The organism is Micromonospora sp. WMMC415 (assembly GCF_009707425.1).
In the GTDB taxonomy this organism is placed as follows: Bacteria; Actinomycetota; Actinomycetes; order Mycobacteriales; family Micromonosporaceae; genus Micromonospora.
Genome location: NZ_CP046104.1, coordinates 5,570,500 through 5,592,903, shown reverse-complemented (window position 1 = coordinate 5,592,903; position 22,404 = coordinate 5,570,500). Strand labels below are relative to the sequence as shown.

At 73.0% G+C, this 22,404-nt stretch carries 21 protein-coding genes; 15 read left to right on the top strand and 6 right to left on the bottom strand.

Annotation, left to right across the window (positions count from 1 at the left end; translation table 11 throughout):
• Nucleotides 1-25: 25 nt before the first annotated feature.
• Together GKC29_RS26150 and GKC29_RS26145 are read right to left on the bottom strand one after the other, a co-directional pair.
• Nucleotides 26-1,090 carry a beta-ketoacyl synthase N-terminal-like domain-containing protein gene (locus GKC29_RS26150; RefSeq protein WP_155333339.1) on the bottom strand — a complete coding sequence of 355 codons (1,065 nt, stop codon included), beginning with the start codon at nucleotides 1,088-1,090 and terminating at the stop codon, nucleotides 26-28.
• Complete coding sequence (locus GKC29_RS26145; RefSeq protein WP_230688825.1) at nucleotides 1,087-2,415, bottom strand: beta-ketoacyl synthase; 1,329 nt, start codon at nucleotides 2,413-2,415, stop codon at nucleotides 1,087-1,089. Before GKC29_RS26145 ends, GKC29_RS26150 begins: the two co-directional genes overlap by 4 nt.
• Before the next feature lie 243 nt (nucleotides 2,416-2,658).
• Here GKC29_RS26145 and GKC29_RS26140 point away from each other — a divergent pair, with 243 nt between their 5' ends.
• From GKC29_RS26140 to GKC29_RS26095, 10 genes are all read left to right on the top strand, one after another.
• A complete protein-coding gene (locus tag GKC29_RS26140) occupies nucleotides 2,659-2,994 on the top strand; it encodes a TcmI family type II polyketide cyclase (protein WP_366597785.1) in 336 nt (111 codons plus the stop codon).
• Nucleotides 2,987-3,442 carry a cupin domain-containing protein gene (locus GKC29_RS26135; protein ID WP_155333337.1) on the top strand — a complete coding sequence of 152 codons (456 nt, stop codon included), beginning with the start codon at nucleotides 2,987-2,989 and terminating at the stop codon, nucleotides 3,440-3,442. The genes GKC29_RS26140 and GKC29_RS26135 overlap by 8 nt, the downstream gene beginning before the upstream one ends.
• Nucleotides 3,439-4,716 (top strand): beta-ketoacyl synthase, encoded by a 1,278-nt coding sequence (locus GKC29_RS26130; RefSeq protein ID WP_155333336.1) that lies wholly within the window; start codon nucleotides 3,439-3,441, stop codon nucleotides 4,714-4,716. Before GKC29_RS26135 ends, GKC29_RS26130 begins: the two co-directional genes overlap by 4 nt.
• Nucleotides 4,713-5,933: a ketosynthase chain-length factor gene (locus GKC29_RS26125; RefSeq protein ID WP_155333335.1), complete on the top strand. Its 1,221-nt coding sequence runs from the start codon at nucleotides 4,713-4,715 to the stop codon at nucleotides 5,931-5,933. Before GKC29_RS26130 ends, GKC29_RS26125 begins: the two co-directional genes overlap by 4 nt.
• A gap of 58 nt (nucleotides 5,934-5,991) precedes the next feature.
• Nucleotides 5,992-6,468, top strand: a complete 477-nt coding sequence (locus tag GKC29_RS26120) for an SRPBCC family protein (RefSeq protein WP_155333334.1) — start codon at nucleotides 5,992-5,994, stop codon at nucleotides 6,466-6,468.
• Between the two features lie 24 nt (nucleotides 6,469-6,492).
• Nucleotides 6,493-8,115 (top strand): FAD-dependent monooxygenase, encoded by a 1,623-nt coding sequence (locus GKC29_RS26115; RefSeq protein WP_155333333.1) that lies wholly within the window; start codon nucleotides 6,493-6,495, stop codon nucleotides 8,113-8,115.
• The gene (locus GKC29_RS26110; protein WP_196255741.1) at nucleotides 8,112-8,807 is read left to right on the top strand and encodes a TenA family protein; all 696 of its coding nucleotides are present in this window, start codon (nucleotides 8,112-8,114) and stop codon (nucleotides 8,805-8,807) included. The genes GKC29_RS26115 and GKC29_RS26110 overlap by 4 nt, the downstream gene beginning before the upstream one ends.
• Before the next feature lie 207 nt (nucleotides 8,808-9,014).
• Nucleotides 9,015-10,526: a right-handed parallel beta-helix repeat-containing protein gene (locus GKC29_RS26105; protein ID WP_155333331.1), complete on the top strand. Its 1,512-nt coding sequence runs from the start codon at nucleotides 9,015-9,017 to the stop codon at nucleotides 10,524-10,526.
• Between the two features lie 99 nt (nucleotides 10,527-10,625).
• A complete protein-coding gene (locus GKC29_RS26100; RefSeq protein WP_155333330.1) occupies nucleotides 10,626-11,960 on the top strand; it encodes a cation:proton antiporter in 1,335 nt (444 codons plus the stop codon).
• Nucleotides 11,961-12,019: 59 nt separating this feature from the next.
• Nucleotides 12,020-13,405, top strand: coding sequence for an NAD(P)/FAD-dependent oxidoreductase (locus tag GKC29_RS26095; RefSeq protein WP_155333329.1), 1,386 nt, complete (start codon nucleotides 12,020-12,022; stop codon nucleotides 13,403-13,405).
• 88 nt (nucleotides 13,406-13,493) lie between these two features.
• Here the strand turns inward: GKC29_RS26095 and GKC29_RS26090 are convergent, their stop codons facing one another.
• Complete coding sequence (locus tag GKC29_RS26090) at nucleotides 13,494-14,522, bottom strand: LLM class flavin-dependent oxidoreductase (RefSeq protein WP_196255740.1); 1,029 nt, start codon at nucleotides 14,520-14,522, stop codon at nucleotides 13,494-13,496.
• A gap of 275 nt (nucleotides 14,523-14,797) precedes the next feature.
• Here GKC29_RS26090 and GKC29_RS26085 point away from each other — a divergent pair, with 275 nt between their 5' ends.
• The 3 genes from GKC29_RS26085 to GKC29_RS26075 are packed head-to-tail and all read left to right on the top strand — an operon-like array spanning nucleotide 14,798 to nucleotide 17,921.
• Entirely contained in the window at nucleotides 14,798-15,655 is an 858-nt protein-coding gene (locus GKC29_RS26085; protein ID WP_155333327.1) for an LLM class flavin-dependent oxidoreductase, read from the top strand.
• Between the two features lie 7 nt (nucleotides 15,656-15,662).
• Nucleotides 15,663-16,892: an NAD(P)/FAD-dependent oxidoreductase gene (locus GKC29_RS26080; protein ID WP_155333326.1), complete on the top strand. Its 1,230-nt coding sequence runs from the start codon at nucleotides 15,663-15,665 to the stop codon at nucleotides 16,890-16,892.
• A gap of 15 nt (nucleotides 16,893-16,907) precedes the next feature.
• Nucleotides 16,908-17,921 carry a methyltransferase gene (locus GKC29_RS26075; RefSeq protein ID WP_155333325.1) on the top strand — a complete coding sequence of 338 codons (1,014 nt, stop codon included), beginning with the start codon at nucleotides 16,908-16,910 and terminating at the stop codon, nucleotides 17,919-17,921.
• A 205-nt stretch (nucleotides 17,922-18,126) separates the two neighbouring features.
• Here the strand turns inward: GKC29_RS26075 and GKC29_RS26070 are convergent, their stop codons facing one another.
• A complete protein-coding gene (locus GKC29_RS26070; protein ID WP_155333324.1) occupies nucleotides 18,127-19,134 on the bottom strand; it encodes a methyltransferase in 1,008 nt (335 codons plus the stop codon).
• Between the two features lie 180 nt (nucleotides 19,135-19,314).
• Between GKC29_RS26070 and GKC29_RS26065 the strand changes: the two genes are divergently transcribed.
• Both GKC29_RS26065 and GKC29_RS26060 read left to right on the top strand, forming a co-directional pair.
• Nucleotides 19,315-19,503, top strand: coding sequence for a ferredoxin (locus tag GKC29_RS26065; RefSeq protein WP_155333323.1), 189 nt, complete (start codon nucleotides 19,315-19,317; stop codon nucleotides 19,501-19,503).
• 127 nt (nucleotides 19,504-19,630) lie between these two features.
• Nucleotides 19,631-21,211, top strand: coding sequence for a multicopper oxidase family protein (locus tag GKC29_RS26060; RefSeq protein ID WP_230688824.1), 1,581 nt, complete (start codon nucleotides 19,631-19,633; stop codon nucleotides 21,209-21,211).
• Nucleotides 21,212-21,230: 19 nt separating this feature from the next.
• On the opposite strand, the gene GKC29_RS26055 is transcribed toward GKC29_RS26060, so the two are convergent.
• The gene (locus GKC29_RS26055; RefSeq protein WP_155333322.1) at nucleotides 21,231-21,704 is read right to left on the bottom strand and encodes a VOC family protein; all 474 of its coding nucleotides are present in this window, start codon (nucleotides 21,702-21,704) and stop codon (nucleotides 21,231-21,233) included.
• A 488-nt stretch (nucleotides 21,705-22,192) separates the two neighbouring features.
• Nucleotides 22,193-22,390 (bottom strand): hypothetical protein, encoded by a 198-nt coding sequence (locus GKC29_RS26045; protein ID WP_155333321.1) that lies wholly within the window; start codon nucleotides 22,388-22,390, stop codon nucleotides 22,193-22,195.
• Nucleotides 22,391-22,404 lie beyond the last annotated feature (14 nt).

The window sequence follows — 22,404 nt, the reverse complement described above, 5'->3', positions numbered from 1 at the left end:
GTGGAGGGTGCCGTCACCGGCAGGGTCAGCCGACCGGGGTCGGCACCCGGGCACCGGGGGCCAGGACGGCGCAGGCCACCTGGCCGTCGGGGTCGATGGAGGTGACGAGGGTGACGCCGGGCGAGGGCTCCGCGCCGGCCTCGACGATCGCCGCGGCCACGCCGAACGCCGCGGACGCGCCGTAGGTGTCGCCGACGCGGGTCGCCGGGTCCAGCACGGGTACGCCGGGCACGACGTCGGTGAGGACCGCCGTCTCGTCGTCGGCGTACCGGCCGGGGGCGGCGGCGCCCCGGACGACCGTGGCGACGTCCCCGGCGGTGACGCCGGCCTGCCGCAGCGCCCGGGTCACCGCGCGGTGCAGCGCCGCCCGCCCCCCGTCCGGCTCGGGGAAGAAGCCGGCGGTCAGGGCCAGCGGGGCGGCCAGGACCCGCCGGCCGGCCCGCTCGGCGGACTCCGCCGTCTCCACCAGGAACACGCAACAGCCCTCGCCGGTCAGGGCGGGCGCCCGGTCGGCGGCTGTCTCCAGCCGCAGCCGGCGCGGGCTGAGCGCCTCGAACGCGCCGGCCAGCACGACGTCCGCGCGGCCGGCCGCGACCAGCCGGCGGGCACAGCCCAGGGCGGTGAGCCCGGTCGCCCGGCCGGAGGTCACGGTGACGTTCGGGCCACGCAGGTCGAAACGGATGGCGGCCTGGCTGCTGGTGTAGTTCATGATGCCCGGCGGCATCAGATTGTGGTCGATGAAGTGCGGCTTGGCGCCGGCCAGCGAGCCACCGGACACGGCCAGGTACGAGTCGAGGCTGGCCAGCGCGCTGCCGAGGACCACGCCGCGCCGGGCGGCGGGCACGTCACCCAGGTCGTACGTGGCGAGCAGCGCCCCGACCGTGCCGACCGCCAGGGCGGACGAGCGTTCCTTGAGCCGGACCCGGCGGTTCGGGGTGAAGTCGTCGCCGGCCAGCTCGGGCAGCCGGGCGACCGGCGGGTCCTCGCCGGGGGCGGCGGTGGGACGGCCGGCACGCCACCCGGCCGTGAACGGCCCGGTTCCGAGCCCGAACGGCGAGACGACGGCCAGGCCGGAGATAACCACGTTCATGCGTCGGCTCCAGGTGCCTCGGGGCGCGGACCGGCCTCGCCGGGGCCGCGCAGGACCAGGGTGGCGTTGTTGCCGCCGAAGCCCAGCGAGTTCACCAGCGCCGTGCGGACGGCGGACGGCCGGGCCACGTTGGGTACGCAGTCGACCTGGCAGTCCGGGTCGGGCTCGCGGAAGTTCACCGTGGGCGGCAGGAACTGGTGCTGCATCGCGAGCAGCGCGGCGATGGCGGTGTGGGCGCCGACGGCGCCCATGGTGTGGCCGATCATCGACTTGACCCCGACCACCGGGGGCGGGGGCCGCACGCCGAAGACGTCCCGGATGGCACCCACCTCCATCGGGTCGCTGGCCCGGGTACCGGTGGCGTGGGCGAAGATCACGTCCAGCTCGGCGGCGTCGACCCCGGCGTCGGCCAGGGCGCCCGCCATGCACTCGGCGACACGTTCCCGTACCGGGGCGGTGGGGTGGTCGGCGTCGCAGTTGAGGTGCAGGCCGAGCACCTCGGCGAGGATCGGGGCGCCCCGCCGCCGGGCGTGGTCGAGGCTCTCCAGGACCAGCATGGCGGCGCCCTCGCCCCACATCGTGCCGTCGCGCTCCCGGTCGAAAGGCCGGCACCGCTCGTGGGCCATCGCTCCCATCCGGACGAAGCCGGCGAACGCCATCCGGTTGACCGAGTCGGCGCCGCCGCAGATCGCGTACTCGGCGTCGCCGGAGCGGATCGCGTCCACGCCGTAGCTGATCGCGTAGTTGCCGGCCGCGCACGCGGTGGGGATGGTCAGGGTCTCGACGTCGCGCAGGTCGAGCTCGGCCGCGGCGGCGGTGGCGAGGCGCCCGGGCTGGAGCAGCCGCGCGAGGTCCCCGGGCGGCACGGCGTCCGGTTCGCGCAGCTCGACCTCGGCGAGCGCGTCGAGGTCGAGCGACTGCCCGCACGTGGTGCCGACGGCGATCAGGCCGCCCTCGTCGCGGACGGCGGCGGGGTCGAGGGCCGCGTCGCGCACGGCCATCCGGGACGCCGCGGCGGCGAGGGCCGCCACCTGGCCGCTGGCCTTCGGGTCGAGGCGTTCCAGCACCGACGCCGGGTCGAAGTCGGTGACCTCGCAGGCGTGGTCGTGCGGGAAACCGGTGGCGTCCCATTTGCTGATCGGTTTCGCGCCGCACCGTCCCTCCCGCAGGCCGGCGAGGAATTCCGCCCGTCCGGATCCGATGCTGGAAATGACACCGAAACCGGTGATGACGACCCGGCCGGCCGGGTCATGGCTCCAATTCTTTCCGTTCGCGTGGAGAACTCGGGGACTCGTCAACGCGGCCTCCGGAATGGGTGGGGACACCGGCCCCATTGTCGGCGGCGGGGCCTCCGGCAACCACTGTGTGAATCCCTAGTGGCGGGCGACCGCACCGGCTCTCACCAGGCAGGTCATGCGGTACGCGGATCACCTCGTCGAGCGGCTGTCGAGGCCGGCGCGGTCCGGTGTACGTGGACGGCGCCGGCGTCGGCGGCCCCGTCGAGGCGTCGAGCAGCGTTCGACCGTCCCTGCCGGGGGATGCCGCATCATCGGCGCAACGAGTGAGAGGTGATTGGTGTGCATCGAACGCTGATCGTTGCCCGGATGGCCCCTGAGAAAGCGGACGACGTGGCCAAGATATTCGCCAGCTCGGACTCCACCGATCTGCCGCGGATGATCGGCGTCACGCGCCGTACGCTCTTCCGTTTCCACGACCTGTACTTCCACCTGGTGGAGGCCGACGAGGACATCTCGCCCCGGCTGTACCAGGCGCGGAGCCACCCCCTCTACGGGCAGATCAACGAGCAGCTGTCCCACCACATCCGGCCGTACGACCCGAACTGGCGCGAGCCGAAGGACGCCATGGCCGATCCGTTCTACGTCTGGGAGGCCCCCGGTGAGTGAACTCGCGCAGACCCCCACCCGCCCGCTGCGGGTCTCCGCCAACGACGTTCCGGCGAACCGGCGGCGGGGCGGGGACATCCGGGTGGTGCTCAGCCCGAAGACGGTCGGGTCCACCTCCGGCTTCATGGGGACCCTGACCCTCGCCCCGGGCGAGTACGTGACCGAGCACTACCACCCGTACTCGGAGGAGTTCCTGCTGGTCGTGAGTGGCCGGCTGACCGCCCGGGTGGAGGACGCCGGCGAGGTCGACCTCGTCCCCGGCGAGGGCCTGCTGGTGCCGATCGGCAAGCGCCACCGAGTGTGGAACGCCGGCGCCGAGGAGGTGCGGGCGGTGTTCCACCTCAGCCCGCTCGCCCCCCGGCCCGAGCTGGGGCACGTCGACACCGAGGAGCTGCCCGCCGCCTCCGGTGGCGCCCCGGTCCCGGACGTGGGGGGCCCGCGCCGATGACCGGACACCGTCGGGTGGTCGTGACGGGCATCGGCGTGGTGGCGCCCGGGGGCATCGGGACCAAGGCGTACTGGGACCTGCTCACCGCCGGGCGCACCGCCACCCGTCCCATCACCCTCTTCGACGCCTCGCACTTCCGGTCCCGGATCGCGGCCGAGTGCGACTTCGACCCGGCCGCGAACGGGCTGAGCCCCCAGGAGATCCGCCGGATGGACCGGGCGGCGCAGTTCGCCGTGGTCTCCGCCCGCGAGGCGTGGGCGGACAGCGGGCTGGAGGACGCCGACGTGCCGCCGGAGCGGACCGGTGTGAGCATCGGCAGCGCGGTCGGCTGCACCACCGGACTGGAGGAGGAGTACCTGGTCCTCAGCGACGGCGGCCGGCGCTGGCTGGTCGACCCCGCGTACACGGTGCCGCAGCTGTACGGGTACATGGTGCCGAGCACCATGGCCACCGAGGTGGCCTGGACGGTCGGCGCCGAGGGCCCGGTGTCGCTGATCTCCACCGGCTGCACGGCCGGGCTGGACGCGGTCGGCAACGGGGCGAGCCTCATCTGGTCGGGGCGGGCCGACGTCGTCGTCGCGGGCGCGACCGACGCGCCGCTGTCGCCGATCACCGCCGCCTGCTTCGACGCGATCAAGGCGACCTCGCCGGACAACGACGACGCGGCCCACGCGTCCCGCCCGTTCGACGCGAAGCGGCGCGGCTTCGTCCTCGGCGAGGGGTCCGCCGTGCTGATCCTGGAGGAGCGCGAGGCCGCGCGCCGCCGGGGTGCCCACGTCTACGCCGAGATCGCCGGGTACGCCAGCCGGAGCAACGCGTACCACATGACCGGGCTGAAGCCGGACGGCCGGGAGATGGCCGAGGCGATCCGGCAGGCCCTGGCGGCGGCCCGGCTCGACCCGTCGGACATCGACTACATCAACGCGCACGGCTCCGGCACCCGGCAGAACGACCGGCACGAGACCGCCGCGTTCAAACGGGCGCTGGGCGACCGCGCGTACCAGGTGCCGGTCAGCTCGATCAAGTCGATGGTCGGGCACTCGCTCGGCGCGATCGGCTCGATCGAGGTCGCGGCGTGCGCGCTGGCGCTGGAGGAGCAGGTGGTGCCGCCGACGGCCAACCTGCGCAACCCGGACCCGGAGTGCGACCTGGACTACGTGCCGATCACCGCGCGGGAGCACCGGATGCGGGGCGTGCTCAGCGTCGGCAGCGGCTTCGGCGGCTTCCAGACGGCGATGGTCATCACGAAGGACCGCGGGGAGGATCCGCGATGAACCGGACGGCCGTGGTGACCGGGATCGGCGTCACCGCCCCGAACGGGCTGGGCACCGAGGCGTACTGGGCGGCGACGCTCGCCGGCCGCAGCGGCATCGGCCGGATCAGCCGCTTCGACCCGACCGGCTACCCGGTGCGGCTGGCCGGCGAGGTCCACGACTTCGACGCCGCCGCGCACGTCCCGAGCCGGCTCATCCCGCAGACCGACAACTGGACCCACCTGGGCCTCACCGCCGCCGCGTGGGCTCTCGACGACGCCGGCGCCGACCCGGCGGGGTTCCCCGAGTACGAGATGGCCGTCGTCACCGCCAGCTCGTCCGGCGGTACGGAGTTCGGGCAGCGGGAGATCGAGCGGCTCTGGACGAAGGGACCGTCGTGGGTCGGGGCGTACCAGTCGATCGCCTGGTTCTACGCGGCCACCACCGGGCAGATCTCCATCCGGCACGGGATGCGCGGTCCGTGCGGTGTGGTGTGCAGCGAGCAGGCCGGGGCGCTGGACGCCGCCGGGCAGGCCCGGGCGCTCGTCCAGCAGGGGACCCGGCTGGTCGTCACCGGCGGCACCGACGCGTCGCTGTGCCCGTACGGGCTGACGGCACAGCTCAGCAAGGGCACCCTCAGCGGCGGCGACGATCCGGAGCGGGCGTACCGGCCGTTCGACGCCGACGCCGGTGGCTACGTGCCGGGTGAGGGCGGGGCCATGCTGATCGTCGAGGACGCCGCCGACGCGCGGGTTCGCCGCGCGCCGAAGGTGTACGGCGTGATCGCCGGGCAGGGGTCCACCTTCGACCCGCGGCCCGGCTCCGGCCGGGAACCCGGCCTGCGGCGGGCGATCGAGCTGGCGTTGGCCGACGCGGGCGTCGCACCCTCCGACGTGGACGTGGTGTTCGCCGACGCGGCCGGGGTGCCGGACGCCGACCGGGCGGAGGCGGCGGCGATCAGCGCTGTGTTCGGTCCGGTCGGGGTGCCGGTGACCGCGCCGAAGACGATGACCGGCCGGCTCTACGCCGGCGGCGCCGCGCTGGACCTGGCGTGCGCCCTGCTCGCCCTCCGGGACCAGGTGATCCCCCCGACCGTCGGGGTGGCGCGGCTGGCACCGGGGTGTGACCTGGACCTGGTGCGGGATGTGCCCCGGGAGGCGCGCCTGCGCACGGCGCTGGTCGTCGCCCGCGGGTACGGCGGCTTCAACGCCGCCGCGGTCGTCACCGCGGCGGGCTGACCGGAGCGGCCGGCCGGGCGGTGACCCGGGCCGGCGTCGAGTGAGGAGAGACAGCAGCATGGCAGGACACACGGACAACGCGATCGTGATCGACGCGCCGATGGACGTGGTGTGGGACATGACCAACGACGTGGCGTCGTGGCCGCAGCTGTTCAGCGAGTACGCCGCCGCGGAGATCCTCGAACGGGACGGCGACAGCGTCACCTTCCGGCTCACCATGCACCCCGACGAGGACGGCACGGTGTGGAGCTGGGTGTCGAAGCGCACCGTCGACCGGGAGCGCCGCGAGGTCCGGGCCCACCGGATCGAGACCGGCCCGTTCGAGTACATGAACATCCACTGGACGTACGCCGAGGTCGACGGCGGGGTGCGGATGCGCTGGGTGCAGGACTTCCACATGAAGCCGCAGGCGCCCGTCGACGACGACGCGATGACCGCGCACCTGAACCGCAACACGGTGATCCAGATGAACCGGATCAAGGGGCTGGTCGAGGCCGCGGCGGCCGCGCGCGGCCCGGTGGCCCGGGCGAGCTGAGCCGACGAGCCCAGGAGGAGCAGGATGTACGACGAAGAGGTCCCGGTACTGATCGTGGGCGCCGGCCCGGTGGGCCTGTCCACGGCGGTCTTCCTCGGCCGGCACGGCGTGCCCACCCTGGTGGTGGAGAAGCGGCCCAACACGTCCCGGCTGCCCCGCGCCCCGGGTCTGCAGGCGCGCACCATGGAGCTGTTCCGTGCCGCCGGCATCGGCCCGGACATCCGGGCTCTGGAGATCGGTGACTCGCACCGCTACTTCGAGGGCGGGATCCTGCGGGTCAGCACGTACTCCGACATCGCGAACGCCCAGGTGCTGGAGGCGCCGTCGCTGGACGGTCCGGAGATCAGCCCGGAGCGGGTGATGGGCTGTGGCCAGGACCGCTACGAGGTGGTGCTGGCGGCCAAGGCGAAGGAGTTCGGCTCGGAGATCCGCTTCGGTGCCCGACTGACCGCCGTCGACCAGGACGGGGACGGCGTGACCGCGACGGTGACCGACGAGGGCGGCGTCGAGCGGACGGTCCGGGCCCGCTACCTGGTCGGCGCCGACGGGGCCGGCAGTTCGGTGCGGGGTCTGCTGGGCGTGGGCCGGTCGGGTCGCGGTTCGGTGTTCCACGCGCTGAGCATCTACTTCCGCGCCCCCGAGCTGGAGCGGATCCTCGCCGACCGGCCGTTCATCCTCTGCTACGCCACGGTGGGCGGGACGATGACCGGGCTGTCCCGGCTGCACGGCTGCGACCCGTGGCTGGCCGCGCCGGTCTACCACCCGGACCGGGGCGAGTCGCCGGAGGACTTCACCGACGAGCGGTGCGTGCGGATCGTCCGGGAGGCCGCCGGCCGGCCCGACATGGCGGTCGAGGTGGTGGCCAAGGTGCCGTGGGAGGGCTCGCAGCTGGTCGCGGACCGGTTCCGGGTCGGCCGGGTCTTCCTGGCCGGCGACGCGGCGCACGTGCACCCGCCGGCCGGCGGGTTCGGCGCCAACACCGGCATTCACGACGCGCACAACCTGGCGTGGAAGCTGGCCGCCGAACTGCACGGGTGGGGCACCTCCGCGCTGCTGGACACGTACCACCAGGAGCGGCACGCGGTGGGCTCGGCGATGGCGGAGCAGGCCATGGTCCGTAACCGCATCCGGCACGGGCAGAGCGACGGCCGGCCGGAGAAGGAGATGGTCGACGACATCATCATCACGCTCGGCTACCGGTACCGGTCGGCCGCCGTGCTCGCCGACGACCACCCGCCGGTGCTGACCGCGCCGCTGACCCTGGCGGGCGAGCCGGGCACCCGGGCCCCGCACCTGTGGCTGCGTTCCGGTGACCGGGAGCTGTCCACGATCGACCTGTTCTGGGAATCGTTCGTGCTGGTCAGTGGCGCGGAGGACGACGGCTGGCACGAGGCGGCGGTCCGCCTGGCGGCGCGGACGTCGGTGCCGCTGCGGTCGGTGCGGGTCGGTCCGGGCGGTGACGTCGCCACGACGGGCGCCGACTGGGCGGCCGCGTTCGGCGTCTCCTCGCGCGGGGCCGTGCTGGTGCGGCCGGACGCGTTCGTGGCCTGGCGCAGCGTCGAGGGCTCCGGCGAGCCGGAGAAGGTGCTCACCGACGTGCTCGCCGAGGTGTCCGGCGCCGAGCGGCTGACCCCGGCGGCGACGTGACGGCCGGGCCGGCGACCCGGGCGCGGCCCCAGGACGAACTGGCGGCGCTCGCGGCGCCGCTGGTGGCGCGGGTCACCGCCCACCCGTTCTGGGCCGGGCTGCGCGACGGGACGCTCCCGCCGGAGGCGCTGTGGTGGTTCGCCGAGCAGGACGCCCGGTACGTCGTCCCGGCGTACGCGCGGGCGCTGGCCCGGTGCGCGGCGGGTGCCGACCGGTCGGAGCACGCCGGCCTGCTGGCCGGGGCGGCGCAGGCCACGGTGGGCTCGCTGCCCCGGCTGGACCGGGAGTTGGGCCGGCTGGCGGAGACGCTCGGCCGGCCCGCCGGCCCGGCGTTCGCCGGCCCCGCGCCAGCGGTGCACGCGTACACGTCGGTCATGCTCGCGGCGCCGGTGACGTCGTTCGCGGCGGGCGTCGGCGCGCTGCTGCCGATGAGCTGGTTCCACCTGCTCGTCTCCGACGACCTGCGGCAACGGGCCGACCGGTCGTCGCGCTACGGGCCGTGGATCGAGCAGTACCTGGCGTACGACGGGTTCGCCGACTACGTGGCCGCCTGGCTGGCGATGGTCGACGAGGTCGTCGAGGCGGGCGGTGACGGCAACCGGACCCGGCTCGTCGAGTGGTTCTTGACTGGTGCTCGCTGTGAGTGGGAGTTCGCGGACGCAGCGTGGCGGCGGCAGGGCTGGGCGGTGTAGCGGCCGGTTGGGGAATCCCAACCGTCGAGCCCAGATCGAGACGGGAAATCCACCATGGACGGGCTACCGCCCGTCCGCACCGGCCCTCGTCCCCGCAGCTCAGGGGCGGTGGCCGGGCACAGCGCTTGGAGTCCCGTCATGACAGATACCCCTGGCCGTTCCCGAACACGTCTCCGCGGCGTACGTCGAATCGGAGGTCGGATACTCATGGTCGCCCTGAGCGCGAGCCTGGCGGCGGCGGTCACCCCCGCCTCGCCCGCCAACGCCACCACCTGGCAGGCCCGGACGTACCACGTCGACTGCGTGGCGGGCGACGACTCGGCCGACGGCACGAAGCCGAGCACCGCCTGGCGCTCGCTGGCACGGGTCAACCAGGCCACGCTCGGCCCCGGCGACAAGGTCCTCCTCCGCCGCGGCACCACCTGTGAGGGGGTGCTGGAGCCCAAGGGGTCGGGCACGCCCTCGACGCCGATCACCATCGCGGCGTACGGCACCGGCGCCCGGCCGAAGATCGTCGCGCCGGGCACCCGGGCGGCGGTCCTCCTGCGCAACGTGCAGGGCTACGAGATCCGGGACCTGGAGGTGACCAACCCGGGCCCGGCCGACGGGACCGCCCGGGTCGGCATCTACGTGCTGCTGGAGGACTACGGCACCGGCAAGCACTACGTGGTGGAGAACGTCCACGTCCACGACGTGCCGGGCTGTGACTGCCTGAACCCGGACCTGGAGAACAGCGGCGGCATCCTCTTCGAGGCCGCCGGCGACACGACGCCCACCGGCTTCGACCGGATCCGGGTGACCGACAGCATCGTGAGCGGCGTCGACAACGTCGGCATCGGGACGCTCTCCAGTTGGTCCAAGCGCGACCTGTTCCCCGGTGGGCGCAACCACTTCGTGCCGATGACGAACGTGAAGTTCCTCCGGAACACCCTGTCCGACCTCGGCGGCGACGGCATCCTGGTGATGAACGGCATCGACTCGCGGACCGCGCGCAACAAGGTCGACGGCTTCGGCCTGCGGGCCGCCCAGTCGCACGCGGCGATCCTCGCCTACAACTCCGACCGCCCGGTGATGGAGTACAACGAGATCACCGGCGGCGCCGCGTTCCCGCCGTCGTTCTCGCTCACCGTCGACGCCGGCAGCCAGGACCCGCTCTACCAGTACAACTACAGCCACGACAACAACGGGCCGTTCATCCTGTTCTGCGCGTCCGAGGGGTCGTTCGGCGACGGTGCGGTCATCCGCTACAACATCAGCGACAACGACAAGGACGTCAACCTCGACGGTTTCATCATCCCGGTCGTCGCGGCGGGCTGCGACAACGGGATCACCAACTCGAAGTTCTACAACAACACGATCTACGCGCCGAACGCCGAGAACCTCGCCGGCGCCTTCCCGCACACCTCGATCGCCTTCACCAACAACATCTTCTCCGGCAAGGCGACCGGTGCCCGGATCGACGACCCGGTGGGCGTCTACGACCACAACCTGTACCACAACGTCACCAGCATGGCGGCCAACACCACCAACGCCGTGAACGGCGACCCGCTGTTCCGTAACCCGACCGTCGACCGCCCGGCCGGCCTCCGGCTGCGGTGCGGCTCGCCGGCCGTCGACGCCGGCGTGGCCGTGCCGGACAACGGTGGCCGGGACTTCTGGGGCAACGAGGTCACCGGCACCACGCCGAACATCGGCGCGTACGAGGGGCCCTGCCTCTGACCGACCCCTTCGTGGACAGCCTTACCGCGCTCCCCGCGGTAGGGCTGTCCCCGCATGGGCGGTGGCGCGCGGTGACCGTGACACCAACGGGAGGACGACATGACCCTGGCCACCGCGCCGCTCGGGATGATCTCCGCGGCGGATCTCGACCGCTTCCTCGTCCAGGTGGGGCTGCTCCTGCTGGCCGCGCTGGTGCTCGGCCGGCTCGCCCAGCGGCTCGGCCTCTCGGCGGTCGCCGGTGAGCTCTGCGCCGGCGTCCTGCTCGGGCCCAGCCTGCTCGGTCACCTGCCCGGCCTCGGCGACTGGTTCCTGCCGCAGTCGGCCGCCCAGATCAACCTGCTCGACGCGGTCGGCCAGGTGGGCGTCCTGCTGCTGGTCGGGCTCACCGGCATCCACCTGGACCTGGACCTGGTGCGCCGCCGCGGGATGACCGCCGCCCGGATCAGCGCCGCCGGCGTGCTACTGCCGGTCGCCCTCGGCGTGCTCACCGGGCTCGCCCTGCCCGGGTCGCTGATTCCGGACGGGGTGGACGAGATCACCTTCGCCCTCTTCCTCGCCGTCGCGATGGGGGTCAGCGCCATCCCGGTCATCGCCAAGACGCTGACCGAGCTTCGGCTGGTGCACCGCAACGTCGGGCAGCTGATCCTCTGCGCGGTGACCGTCGACGACATCATCGGCTGGATGCTGCTGTCCGTCGTCTCCGCGATGGCGACGACCGGCGTCCGTGCCGGTGGCATCGCGTTCTCCGTGGCGGCCCTGGTCGCCATCCTCCTGCTGGCCGTGCTGGCCCGCCCGTTGGTCCGCCGGGCGTTGCGCCGGGCCGCGCGCGTCGACGGCGACGAGGGGGAGGCGGTGACCGTGACGACGGTGGTCGTCCTGGTAGTCCTCGCCGCCGCCGCCACGCACCTGCTGCACCTGGAGGCGGTGTTCGGCGCGCTGGTGTGCGGCATCGTGATCGGCAGCTCCGGCGGCCTGGACCGGTCGCGGCTGCGGCCACTGCGGACCGTCGTCATGGCCGTGCTCGCCCCGATCTTCTTCGCCATCGCCGGCCTGCGGATGGACCTCACCGTGCTGGCCCGGCCGGTCGTGCTGCTCTCCGCGCTGGCCGTCCTGACCGTCGCGGTCGTCGGCAAGTTCGTCGGCGCGTACGTCGGCGCCCGGTTGAGCCGGCTCGGGCACTGGGAGGGGCTCGCCGTCGGCGCGGGCATGAACGCGCGGGGAGTCATCGAGATCATCATCGCAATGGTGGGCCTGCGTCTCGGGGTGCTCGGCGTCGAGACGTACACGATCCTGGTGCTGGTGGCGGTGGCCACCTCGCTGATGGCGCCGCCGGTGCTGCGGCTCAGCATGCGGCGGGTCGAGCAGACCGCCGAGGAGCGGCTGCGTGCCCAGGAGCACGGCATCCCGCTGCGCGGCCCGGACGTGGCCGCGTGAACCGGCCGCCTCGACCCGCGATCGACCGGCCACCCATCGGCGATCATCATGCTCTCGGTATGCGTGAATCAACCCAGATTCTTGTCATCGGTGGCGGCCCGGCGGGCTCCACCACGGCCGGCCTGCTGGCCCAGGAGGGCTTCCAGGTCACTCTGCTGGAGCGGGACCGCTTCCCCCGTTACCACATCGGGGAGTCGATCCTGCCGTCCTGTCGCCCGATCTTCGAGAAGCTGGGCGTCTGGGAGAAGATCGAGGCGCACGGGTTCCAGCCGAAGGGCGGCGCGTACTTCGCCTGGGGGCCGGAGGAGTGGGAGGTGCGCTTCACCGACCAGGGTGCCGACAACACCAACGCCTTCCAGGTGATCCGCAGCGAGTTCGACCAGCTCCTGCTCGACCACGCCCGGACCCTCGGCGTCGACGTGGTCGAGGGGATCACCGTCCGCGACATCGAGTTCGACGGCGACCGGGCGGTCGCCGCCAACTGGCAGGAGACGAAGAACGCCGACCAGGGCGGCCGGATCGTCTTCGACCAGCTGGTCGACGCGTCCGGGCGCGGCGGCGTGCTGGCCACCCGCTACCTGCACAGCCGCCGCTTCCATGACGTGTTCCGCAACGTCGCCGCCTGGTCGTACTGGAAGGGTGCGCGGCCACTCGGCAAGGGGCCGGACGGGGCCATCGCCGTCTGCTCGGTGCCCAACGGCTGGTTCTGGGCGATCCCGCTGCACGACGGGACGCTCAGCGTCGGCCTGGTCACCGGCCGGGACCTGTTCAACGACAGCCGGGGACGGCTGGGCAGCATCCAGGCCGTGTACGACGAGGCGATGGCGCAGTGCCCGACGGTGCTGGAGATGCTCGACGGCGCCGAGCAGGTCGCCGACATGAAGGTCGAGCAGGACTACTCGTACGTGTCGGAGACCTTCGCCGGGCCCGGCTACCTGCTGTCCGGCGACGCCGCGTGCTTCCTGGACCCGTTGCTGTCCACCGGCGTGCACCTCGCCACCTACAGCGGGATGCTCGCGGCGGCCAGCATCTCCAGCGTGCTGCGCGGTGAGGTCGCCGAGGACGAGGCGGGGCGGTTCTACCAGACCGTCTACCGGCACGCGTACGAGCGCCTGCTCGTGCTCGTCTCGGTGTTCTACGAGAGCTACCGCGGCAAGGACTACCACTTCTACAACGCGCAGCGGCTCACCAGCGACGAGCGGGACCGGCTGCACCTCCAGGCGGCGTTCGACCGGATCATCACCGGCATCGCCGACCTCAACGACGCCGAGAACGCGTACAAGCTGGTCCAGTCGCACCTCCAGGGTGACACCAGCGGTGACCCGAACCCGCTGAACAACCTCAACCGGGTCCACGAGATGAAGCAGTCCCCGTTCAACCCGGAGAACGCGGTCGAGGGCCTCTACCTGGCGCTCGAACCGCGGCTCGCGCTGAGGCGCCGGTAGCCGGCGGCCCGACGGGAGATCGCCCCACCTCCGACGCGGGAGGTGGGGCGATCTGGTGTGCCGGTCCGGGCCGGGGGACGCAGCCGGGTCAGGTGGCAGCGGCCTGGCTCAGCCGCCGCAGCAGCCCTTTCGGGTCGGCCAGCGGCGGCAGGGCCGCCAGGACGCCCGACACCCCGACCTCCTCCAGCCGGCGCAGGTGCTCGCCCACCTCGGCGACGGTGCCGGTCACCCCGGTCATCTCCAGCGCCAGGTCGACCAGGCCCAACTCCTCCAGCAGCCGCGCGTTCTTGCCGCCGACGGTGTGGTCCCACACGTCGTAGCGCCGCTCCATCTCCTCCACCGCGGGCAGCAGCTCGGGCGGAACGGTGGAGCGCATGTGCGGCGACTTCAACCGCAGTGCCACGTCGGAGGCGAGCGCCGCGCCGATCTCGGCGTTCGCCTCGGCCCGGCTGTCCTTGACGGACACGAAGCTGAACCCCCACACCTGGACGGCGTCCGGGTCCCGGCCGGCCGCCTCGGCGGCCGCCCGGACCTGGGCGACCTTGCGGGCCACCCGCTCGGTGGACATGCCGACGGTGGTGACCACCCCGTCGGCCAGCTCGCCGGCGAGCCGCAGGCTCTTCGGGTAGTCGGCGGCGACCAGCACCGGCACGTCGCGCACCCGCTCCAACGGTTCGGTGTCGAAGCCGTCGACCCGGGCCGAGTCGCCGCGCAGCACGGCCCGTACCGCGGTCACGTAGTCGCGCAGCTCGTGCGGGGTGGCGACCGGGGAGCGGCCGACCACCCGCCGGACGCTGCCGCCGTTGCCGACCGCGAGCATCGCCCGGCCGCCGGTCACCTCGTGCAGGGTCGAGATCGCCGTGGCGGTCGCCGCCGGGTGGCGGAAGAACGGCGTCGTCACCATCGGCGTGAGCGTCGCCCGTCGCGTCTCGTACGCCGCGACGGTCAGCGACACGTACATCTCGTAGGCGCGGGCCGGCGTGTCGCCGACCCCGATGACGTCGTATCCGAGGTCATCGGCCAGTCGGACGACGCTCCGGAACTCCGCGAGGTCGTCCGCCCATTCAATGATCGCTCCGAGTTTCAGGGGGCATCCCTCCGCCGGTACGGCTGGCACGGCCGGTGCGCAGCTCACGGACATTCGGCGCTGGCGCGCGACCTCCATCGGACACGACCGGCCTCGAGGGGGTGTCGAGCGCGGCCGCACCGCCGCGGCGAGCCGGGACGGGCCGGCCCCGGTGACGCCGTGCCCGACCTGAGGTCGACCGTCGCTCGACCGGCCCTCCGGCGCTCCCGGCCACAGTGGCCGCACCGCCGCTCGGAGGAGGGCGGTGCCGCCGGGCGCCCGGACGCTCGGCAGGAAACCCGACCGTGAATCCCAGGGAGTCCGCAATGGATATCGGAGTCTGCCTGCCGACGACCATCCCCGGCGCGCAGGGACGACAACTGATCGAGTTCGCCCGGCGGGCCGAGCGGCTCGGCTTCCACAGCCTGACCGTCGCCGACCGCGTCGTGTACGACAACTACGACGGCATCGTCTCGCTGGCCGCCGCCGCGGCGGTGACCGAGCGGATCAAGCTGGTCACCGGCATCCTGCTGGCCGCGTACCGGCCCAGCCCGGTGGAGCTGGCCAAGCAGCTCGCCAGCCTCGACCGGCTCTCCGAGGGCCGGCTGATCCTCGGCGTGTCCGCCGGTATGCGGGAGGACGACTACGCCGCCACCGGCACCGACTTCCACACCCGCGGCCGGCGGCTCGACGCGACGCTGGAGGAGCTCCGCCAGGTCTGGCAGGGCGCCGGGCCGGTCCCCGGGGTCGGGCCGCGGCCCACCAACGGTGACATCCCGATCTGGGTCGGCGGGCACTCACCGGCCGGTCTGCGCCGGGCGGCCCGCTACGGCATCGGCTGGATCTCCCCGGGCGGCCCGCCGCACAAGTACCCGGAGCTGGTCACCAAGGTCAAGGAGCTGTGGGCGGAGGAGAAGCGCGAGGGCGAGCCGCGGATGGGCGCCAACCTCTACGTGTCGCTCGGGCCGGACGGCCAGCAGTTGGCCATGGAGCACATGCACAGCTACTACGCCTACATGGGCCAGATGGTCGAGCACCTCGCGAAGGGCGCCATCACCGACGAGGGCAAGCTCCGCGACGTGGTCGACGGGTACGCGGCCAACGGCTGCGACGAACTGCTGATCCTGTCCTGCACGGCCGATCCGGACCACCTCGACCGGATCGCCGCCGTGGTCCTGGGCTGACGACGCGATGGGAAGCCAGAACGGCCGGCGGCTGCGGGTCCTCGTCGTCGGCGGCGGCGTCGGCGGGCTCTGCCTCGCGCAGGGGCTGCGCCAGGCCGGCGTCGCCGACGTGACGGTCTTCGAGCGGGACGCCTCCGCCGAGGGCCGCATGCAGGGGTACCGGCTGCGGATCAGCCCGGAGGGCGAGGCCGCCCTGCGGGAGTGCCTGCCCCGGCGGGCGCAGGACCTGCTCACCGCCACCGCCAACGACCGCCACCAGCTCGGCCTGGTCGCGTTCGACGAGCGGCTCAACCCGCTGCCCGCGCCGACCTTCGACGACCCGCGCGGCGACGCGCCGGACAAGATCGACGCGGTCGACCGGGCGACGCTGCGCCGGGTGCTGCTCGCCGGCCTGGACGACGTGGTGCGCTTCGACAAGCGGTTCGTCCGCTACGAGCACGTCGACGGCGAGGTGGTGGCCCACTTCGCCGACGGCGACCACGCGGTCGGGGACGTGCTGGTGGCGGCCGACGGGGCGCACTCCGCCGTCCGCGCCCAGCTCCGCCCCGACGACACCACCCAGGACCTCGGCGTACGGGCGATCCTGTCCCGAACGCCCCGGACGGCCGCGATCGAGGCGGGCCTGCCGGAGTCGCTGCGCGACCGGTTCGTCAACGTGACCGCACCGGACGGGCTGCGGCTCGCCCTGATGCCGATGGTGTTCCGGACACCGCCGGCGCGGGCGGCCGGGAAGCTGTGGCCGGGGCTGGACCTGGGCGGGTCCGAGGACTACTACATGTCCGTCTTCAGCGTCCACAAGGACCTGCTCGGCCTGGCCGACGAGGCGTTCTTCGCGCTCACCGGCGAGCAGCTGTGCCGGCTGGTGCTCGACCGTACCGTCGACTGGCACCCGGACCTGCGCGGGGTCTTCGCCCACGCGCAGCCCGCGGAGACGTACCCGCTCGCGCTGCGGGCGACGGTGCCGGTGCGGGCGTGGGAGCCGGGCCCGGTGATCCCCCTCGGCGACGCGGTGCACCTGATGCCGCCGACCGGGGGAGTGGGCGCGAACACCGCCCTGCGCGACGCGAGCGGGTTGTGCCGGGCGTTGACGGCCGTCGCCCGGGGTGAGGCGCCCCTGGCCGAGGCGGTGGCCGGTTACCAGGCCGAGATGGTGCGGTACGCCACCGAGGCGATCGAGATGTCCCTCAAGATCGCCCGGTGGTCCATGAAGAAGATCGACGTCGGCGTTCGAGCGTAAAGGCGGGCGGTTCCAGTGACCACGACAGCGACAGACACCAGCCGGCCGGCCGGCATCCTGCGGCTGGCCAACTCCTTCTGCGACGCCAAGGCGCTGCTGACGGCGGTGGAACTCGGCCTCTTCACCACGCTGCGGGCGGGCCCGGCCAGCGTCGAGGAGATCCGGGGCAAGCTCGGCCTGCACGGCCGCGGCCTGTCCGACTGGCTCGACCTGCTGGTCGAGCTGCGGCTGCTGGAGGAGGTCGACGGCCGCTACCGCAACGGCTCGGGCGCCGACCGCTTCCTGGTGCGCGGCGAGGAGTCGTACATCGGCGGCTTCATCGAGCGGTCCAACCGCAACCTGTACCCGGCGTGGGGCCGGCTGGGCGAGGCGCTGCGCACCGGCAAGCCGCAGTCCGGCAGCAGCTTCGAGGCGGTGGTGGAGAACCCGCAGATCCTCAAGCAGTTCATCCACTCCATGGACGCGCTGACCCGGGTCCTCGGGCCGCAGCTGATCGAGGCGTTCGGCGAGTGGTCCGACCACGCCTCGGTGCTCGACGTCGGCGGCTGCCGGGGCAGCCTGGCGGCGCAGATCGTCACCGCCCACCCGAACCTGGCCGGGCACGTGTTCGACCTGCCGCAGATGGAGCCGTTCTTCACCGAGCAGGCCGCCGAGAAGGGCCTCACCGACCGGCTGACCTTCCACGGGGGGAGCTTCTTCGAGAACCCGCTGCCCCGGGCGGACATCGTGGTGATGGGGCACGTCCTGCACGACTGGGACCGCGATCAGCGGAAGTTCCTGGTGGAGAAGGCGTTCCACGCGGTCAACCCGGGTGGCGTCCTGCTCGTGTACGACCGGATGCTCGACCGCCCGTCCAGCCGGGTGGAGAACCTGGTGATCAGCCTCGACATGCTGCTGGTCACCGACGGCGGCTCCGAGTACCCGGTGGGCGAGCTGCGCGAGCACGCCGAGGCCGCCGGCTTCGTCAAGATCGAGGACCGCCTGCTGGGTGACGACGACACCCTGGTCGTGGCCCGCAAGGCCGCCTGACCGGTCCGCGAGGCCGGGGTACGCCGCTCGCGACGTACCCCGGCCCCGTCGTGCGTGGGGCGCCTTCCGGCACCGCCGCCGCAACGCGCAGCGCCTCCCGACGTCGCCGCAAGATCCGCGCAACTTCACGGAAAGAGTGCCCTCCGGCCGCGGCCGACACCACTCTTTCCCTGAAGTTGCGGCCTCCGGTGTGCGGGGTGGGCGGTCAGGCGGCGCGGTGGCAGATGACCAGGGTCTCGTTGTCGTCCAGGGGCTGCTGACGTACCGACGTGAAGCCGGCCGCCTTCGCGTACCCGGCCAGCTCACCGACGGGGTACTCGGAGCCCTCCTCGGTGACCAGCGCCATGATGAGGCTCGCCACCAGGTTGTCGACGCGGGGTGCCGCCTCGTCGAGCATCCGGTCGTGCACCAGCAGCACACCGCCCGGCCGGACCGCCCGGTACGCGGCCCAGACCAGTTCCTCGCGCTGCCAGGGCCGCCAGTTGTGCAGGATGTGACCGAACACCACCACGTCGGCGGGTGGCAGCGGGTCGGCGAAGAAGTTGCCGGCGTGGAAGCGGACCCGGTCGGCGGTGCCCAGTTCGGCCATGTGCTCGGCGCAGACCGGGCCGAGCTGCGGCAGGTCGAACACGTGCCCGGCCAGGTGCGGGTGCGCCAGGACGAGCTGGCCGACCAGGCTGCCCCGGCAGCCACCCACGTCGAGCACCGAGCCGTACGCCGTCCAGTCGATCGCGGCCACCAGCCGCGGGATCAGCGGGCGCAGCACACCGTCCATCATGTGCGCGTACCGCCGGAGCCCGGTCGGGTCGGCGAGCATGCCGGCGAAGTCCGCCGCCGGCGTGCGTGGCCGCCCGGTGCGCAGCGTCTCGGTCAGGCCGTTCCACACCGGGTACAGGTTGGCCTTGGCGCCGCGCAGGAACCCGGTCACGTCCTCCGGCCCGCGCCCGGTGAGGAACCGGTCGACGTCGTCGGCGTTGTGGTAGCGGCCGTCCTCGACGTACAGCAGGTCCAGCGCCACCAGCAGGTTCAGGAAGTCGTCCAGCCCGCGCCCGTGCAGGCCCAGCCGGTCGCGGATCTCCGCGCCGGTGGCGGGGGTGTCCCGCAGCGTACGGAACAGGTCCAGCTCGACCGCCGTCAGCAGCGCCTGGGATTCGCAGAAGGCGTTGCCGAGGCGGAGCAGGCGAGCGGGGGATGCGGTGACCGTACCCGTCATCGGGCGGCTCCCTTCGGGGCGCGGACGGAGAACGCCCCCGATGGTGCCGGCCCACCTTGGAACGCCGCTCGACGCGCGGCTGTACCGGCTCTCGAGTCCGCTGTCGCACGATCGGGCGCGCGCGGCGGCCCCGGCGGACGCCCGCCGCGACGGACGACGACACGGCGATCGGTGGTCATCATGCGTGTGTTTGCGACCAAGGAGACCTGCGCGGTGAGCAGCCTCTGCGTCTACCAGGCGCCGGAGGTCTTCGACCAGGACGAGGAGGGCCAGGTCGAGGTGCTCGACCCCGAGCCGCCCGCGGAACTTCACGAGGATGTACGGATCGCGGTACGCGGGTGTCCCACCCGATCCATTCGCGTCGAGTAATCTGGGGCGCACGTTGCGTACGGGCCGCGGTGTGCCTCGGCCGGCGGGAAGCCGGTGGGGTGCGCCGCGGTCCGCGCCCGTCCGGCCCTGTCCCCGGCCCCTCGGCCGCCTCACGATGGAGACACCGTTGCTGGCGAGTTCCCCGCAGGACACCCCCGCCCAGGCGACCCCACCGGCCCAGACCACGGGCCGCCGCCGGTCCACCCGGCGCCGCATCCTGAAGGCGGGCCTGATCGGCGTGCCGGCCGTCCTGGCCGTGGGGGGTGCCGGCTTCGGCATCTGGTACGCGGTCAGCGACGTCGACACCGTCGGCGAGGTCGACTTCCTCAACGAGCTCGCCATCCCGCCGCTGCTCACCGGCCGTCAGGAGGGCGGGCGACGCGTGTTCGACCTGACCGCCGGCGCCGGTGAACGCCAGTTCCGGGCGGGTCGGGCGACCAGCACGTGGGGCTTCGACAGCGGGCACCTCGGCCCGACCCTGCGGGCGACCCGCGGGGAGACGGTGCTCGTCAACGTCCGCAACGACCTGCCCGAGACCACCACCGTCCACTGGCACGGCATGCACCTGCCGGCCCCGATGGACGGTGGCCCACACCAGCCGATCAGGTCGGGCGCCACCTGGTCACCGACCTGGAAGATCGACCAGCCGGCCGCGACGCTGTGGTACCACCCGCACCCGCACGGCCGCACCGCCCACCACGTCTACCGGGGCATGGCCGGCCTGTTCATCGTGGACGAGCCCGCTGCGGCGGCTGCCCGGCTGCCCACCCGGTACGGCGTCGACGACGTCCCGGTGGTCGTGCAGGACGTCAACCTCGACGACGACAACCAGCTTGACGAGGGCTACTCGCGGATCGCCGACGTCGGCATCCTCGGTGACACGCTGCTGGTGAACGGCACCGTCGGGCCGTACCTCACGGTGACGACCGAGCGGGTGCGGCTGCGCCTGGTCAACGCCTCCCCGGCCCGTGTCTACAACTTCGGGCTCTCCGACGACCGGCCGTTCGCGCTGGTCGGCACCGACGGCGGTCTGCTGCCCGCCCCGCACACCACCGAGCGGGTCCAGCTCTCCCCGGGCGAGCGGGCCGAGATCGTGGTCACCGTACGGGCGGGGGAGCGGATCGTGCTGCGCAGCTACCCACCGGCGCTCGGCCTCGACCCGATCAACAGCCGGATCACCGGCGGCGACGACCGGTTCGACGTCCTCGAACTCCGCGCGGCCGACCAGCTCAGCCCGTCGCCCGAGCCGGCCGCCACCCTCGCCGACCCGCCCCGCCTCGGCGTGGACGCCGCCGCGCCGGCCGCCCGCCGCTTCGAACTGGCCGGCACCAGCCAGATCAACGGCCTGACGATGGACATGAACCGCATCGACTTCGGAGTCACCAGGGGCACCACCGAGGTGTGGGAGGTCATCAGCCCGTTCCCGAAGCCGCACAACTTCCACGTGCACGGGACCCAGTTCCAGGTGCTCTCGGTGAACGGGCAGGCGCCGCCGCCCGAGCTGGCCGGCTGGAAGGACACCGTCTACACCACCCCCGAGGTGCCGATGCGGCTGGCGGTGCGGTTCAGCGAGTACGCCGACCGCAACGTCCCGTTCATGTACCACTGCCACCTGCTGCTGCACGAGGACAAGGGCATGATGGGCCAGTTCGTCGTCATGGAGCCCGGCCAGACCCCCGGCACCCCGCCGCATTCCGACCACGACTGAGGCGGCCTCGACCGAGACGTCAGGTCGTCTCGTCGGCGTGACGTGCGGCTCCGGTGCCGAAGCCGGGGCGGGTTTCCCGCTCGGCCAGCGGCTCCAACTCCTGGAACAGGGTGATCTGCAGTCCGGCCGGCGCCTGCAGGCGGGCGTTGAGCGAGCGCCACGGCGTGACCCTGGGCGGGGCGAGCTCGGTGGCACCGGCTTCGGTCGCCTCCCGCGTACGTGCCGCGGTGTCGTCGACCTCGAACGCGACGCGGATGCGGGGCGCGATCTGACGGCCCACCTCCACATCGTCGATCATCCGCTTCTGCGCCGGGTTGGCGATCTCCAACGTGGCTCGGCCGGCATCGAGGATCACCACGCGGGCGTCGCCCTCACCTTCGAAAGCCGCCTGCTCCGGCAGGCCCAACACGTCCCGGTAGAACGCCACCGCCTCGGCGTAGTCCTCGGCCTCCACGACCAGCCGCAGCTGCCGTACCCGATTCCCGTCGGTCATCGTGCGACAGTACGGCAGCAGCCGGCCACCCGGTTCTTCGCCAGGGGGCGCAAGGGAGCGCGCGCACGTCGCTGGGCCTCCCCCAAGATCCGCGCAGATTCACGGAAAGAGTGGCCTCCGCACGCCCGGAGGCCACTCTTTCCCTGAAAGTGCGGGCGCGGCGTCCGGTGTGGGTGGCGTTCAGATCGGGCGGGATCCACTTGTGTGAGCCGTCGCTGTAGTGGAACTTCTCGTCCCCGGGCCGCAGGATGCTCACCGCACCCAGCCGAGGAAGCGGCGGTGCAGTATGCCGGCGGGCGCCCAGGTCAGGTCCTCGGTGGCGCGAACGAGTTGTGCCCCCAGGTACAGGGCCAGGGACACCGGAGCGTCCGCGTACTCCGCCCGCAGCTCCTGCCGCCGGGTCGGGCACGGCTACGGAGCGCCGCAGCCACCGCAACTCCAGACCGGCAGCACCGGCCCGTGCGTGGTCACTCGCCCCGCTCCACGGATCATGCTGGCGGCGTGCGATCGGCCGGGGCACCGTCCACCCCGGAATGGCCCGACGTATCGCGTGCCTGTCTCAGCAAGCGCTGTCGGGCTGCCTCCTGCTCACCTGCCTGGATGCGCTGTCCGGTGCTGAAGGTAAGCGACGCGAACGGAGAGAGCCGCCTGGCGAGCCGACGCAGCAGCCTGATGATCGCCTTCACGGTTTCTGCTCCCT

Bases quoted from the DNA above. Each gene is read 5' to 3' on its own strand.
- GKC29_RS26150 (WP_155333339.1), bottom strand. From the start codon at position 1,090: ATGAACGTGGTTATCTCCGGCCTGGCCGTCGTCTCGCCGTTCGGGCTC.
- GKC29_RS26130 (WP_155333336.1), top strand. From the start codon at position 3,439: ATGACCGGACACCGTCGGGTGGTCGTGACGGGCATCGGCGTGGTGGCG.
- GKC29_RS26125 (WP_155333335.1), top strand. From the start codon at position 4,713: ATGAACCGGACGGCCGTGGTGACCGGGATCGGCGTCACCGCCCCGAAC.
- GKC29_RS26120 (WP_155333334.1), top strand. From the start codon at position 5,992: ATGGCAGGACACACGGACAACGCGATCGTGATCGACGCGCCGATGGAC.
- GKC29_RS26115 (WP_155333333.1), top strand. From the start codon at position 6,493: ATGTACGACGAAGAGGTCCCGGTACTGATCGTGGGCGCCGGCCCGGTG.
- GKC29_RS26105 (WP_155333331.1), top strand. From the start codon at position 9,015: ATGGTCGCCCTGAGCGCGAGCCTGGCGGCGGCGGTCACCCCCGCCTCG.
- GKC29_RS26100 (WP_155333330.1), top strand. From the start codon at position 10,626: ATGACCCTGGCCACCGCGCCGCTCGGGATGATCTCCGCGGCGGATCTC.
- GKC29_RS26095 (WP_155333329.1), top strand. From the start codon at position 12,020: ATGCGTGAATCAACCCAGATTCTTGTCATCGGTGGCGGCCCGGCGGGC.
- GKC29_RS26085 (WP_155333327.1), top strand. From the start codon at position 14,798: ATGGATATCGGAGTCTGCCTGCCGACGACCATCCCCGGCGCGCAGGGA.
- GKC29_RS26080 (WP_155333326.1), top strand. From the start codon at position 15,663: ATGGGAAGCCAGAACGGCCGGCGGCTGCGGGTCCTCGTCGTCGGCGGC.
- GKC29_RS26070 (WP_155333324.1), bottom strand. From the start codon at position 19,134: ATGACGGGTACGGTCACCGCATCCCCCGCTCGCCTGCTCCGCCTCGGC.
- GKC29_RS26065 (WP_155333323.1), top strand. From the start codon at position 19,315: ATGCGTGTGTTTGCGACCAAGGAGACCTGCGCGGTGAGCAGCCTCTGC.
- GKC29_RS26055 (WP_155333322.1), bottom strand. From the start codon at position 21,704: ATGACCGACGGGAATCGGGTACGGCAGCTGCGGCTGGTCGTGGAGGCC.